This window comes from Streptomyces sp. NPDC004051 (assembly GCF_053604275.1).
Genome location: NZ_JBSGHG010000089.1, coordinates 1 through 1,786, shown reverse-complemented (window position 1 = coordinate 1,786; position 1,786 = coordinate 1). Strand labels below are relative to the sequence as shown.

Genomic DNA, 1,786 nt, shown 5'->3' with positions numbered 1-1,786 from the left:
CTCACGTACGGTGGGCTTGTGAAGCTTTCGGAGTGGGCCCGTCAGCAGGGCGTGAGCTACCAGACCGCCTGGCGGTGGGTGAAGGACGGAAAGATGCCCGTTCCGGTCCGCCAGGCGCCGTCCGGGACGTGGCTGGTCGACGAGGCCGCTGTCCAGCCGTCCGGACGTGTGGTGGCGTACTGCCGTGTCTCGTCCGCCGACCAGAAAGCCGATCTTGAGCGGCAGGCGGCCCGGGTCGTGTCCGGCGCGAACGGGCTGGGCCTGGCTGTCGCGGAGGTCGTGACCGAGGTCGGCTCGGGGCTGGACGGGCGGCGCCGCAAGCTGCATCGGCTGCTGTCCGACCCGGGCGCGGCGGTGATCGTGGTCGAGCACCGTGACCGGTTGGCCCGGTTCGGTGTCGCGGACCTGGAGGCGGTCCTGTCGGCGTCCGGGCGGCGCCTGGTCGTTCTCGACCCCACCGAGACCACCGATGACCTGGTACGGGACATCACCGAGGTGCTCACCTCCCTGTGCGCCCGCTTGTACGGGCGGCGGGCGGCGAAGAACCGGGCCGCCCGCGCGGTGGCCGTGGCGACCGAAGAGGCCGACGAGTGAAGAAGTTTTGGCCGCAGCCCGGGTTCGTCGTGCAGGCGTTCCGGTTCGCACTCGACCCGAACGTCACCCAGGACGCCGCGCTGCGGTCGCACTGCGGTGCCGCGCGGGCCGCCTACAACTGGGCCGTCGGCTGGGTGAGCGCGTCGTGGTGGCAGCGCCGTGCGGAAGAGTCCTATGGCGTTGCCGGGGCCGGGCTGACGCCGTGGCGGCCGTGGTCGCTGCCCGCGCTGCGGAAGGCGTTCAACGAGGCCAAGCACACCGATCCGAGGTTCGCGGCCTGGTGGGAGGAGAATTCCAAGGAGGCGTACACCACCGGTCTGGCGAATGCTGCTGCCGCGTTCGACAACTACGCGAAGTCCAAGAACGGAAAGCGGGGCGGCAAGCGGATGGGTATGCCGCGGTTCAAGTCGAAGCGGAAGGCACGTCTGTCCTGCCGGTTCACCACCGGCACCATCCGCGTGGACACGGACGGCCGGCATGTGACGCTGCCCCGGCTGGGCACGCTCCGCACCCACGAGCCCACCGCCGGGCTCCTCGCCCGTATCCAGGCCGGAACGGCACGCATCCTGTCCGCCACGGTGCGGCACGAGCGGGGACGCTGGTTCGTGTCCTTCCAGGCCGAGGTCAAGCGCGACCTCGAACGCGTGGCACGCCCGGACGTGGCCGTCGGCATCGACCTCGGCGTGAAGACCCTCGCGGTCATGGCCGACTCGACGGGCGAGATCCGGCAGGTCCCCAACCTCGGGCACTACGACACCGCACGCAGGCAACTGCGCCGTGCGTCTCGGATCGTGTCCCGACGCCAGGGCCCCGACCGCAGGACCGGGCGTAAGCCGTCCCGCCGGTGGGAGAAGGCCAACGCCCAGCGGAACAAGGTGCATCACCGGGTGGCGAACCTTCGAGCGGACGCCCTGCACAAGCTCACCACCAGCGTGGCGGCCGAGTACGGCACCGTGGTGGTGGAGGACCTGAACGTCGCCGGGATGCTGAAGAACCGGCGTCTGGCCCGCCGGATCGCCGACGCAGGATTCGGCGAGATCCGCCGACAGCTCAGGTACAAGACCCGCCGGCGCCACGCCACCCGCCTCGTGGTCGCCGACCGCTGGTACCCCTCCTCCAAGACCTGTTCCGGGTGCGGCGCGGTGAAAGCCAAGCTGCCGCTGCACGTGCGGAGCTATGAGTGCGACGCCTG

General features: G+C 70.8%; 2 protein-coding genes. Both read left to right on the top strand.

Features of this window, described 5'->3' with window-relative positions; genetic code table 11:
* The first annotated feature begins 18 nt into the window (after window positions 1-18).
* Window positions 19-594, top strand: a complete 576-nt coding sequence (locus ACWEQO_RS34725) for an IS607 family transposase (RefSeq protein ID WP_452986490.1) — start codon at window positions 19-21, stop codon at window positions 592-594.
* On the top strand, window positions 591-1,786 hold a 1,196-nt coding region (gene tnpB / locus ACWEQO_RS34720; RefSeq protein WP_452986489.1), incomplete at its 3' end, for an IS607 family element RNA-guided endonuclease TnpB. The genes ACWEQO_RS34725 and tnpB, both read left to right, overlap by 4 nt.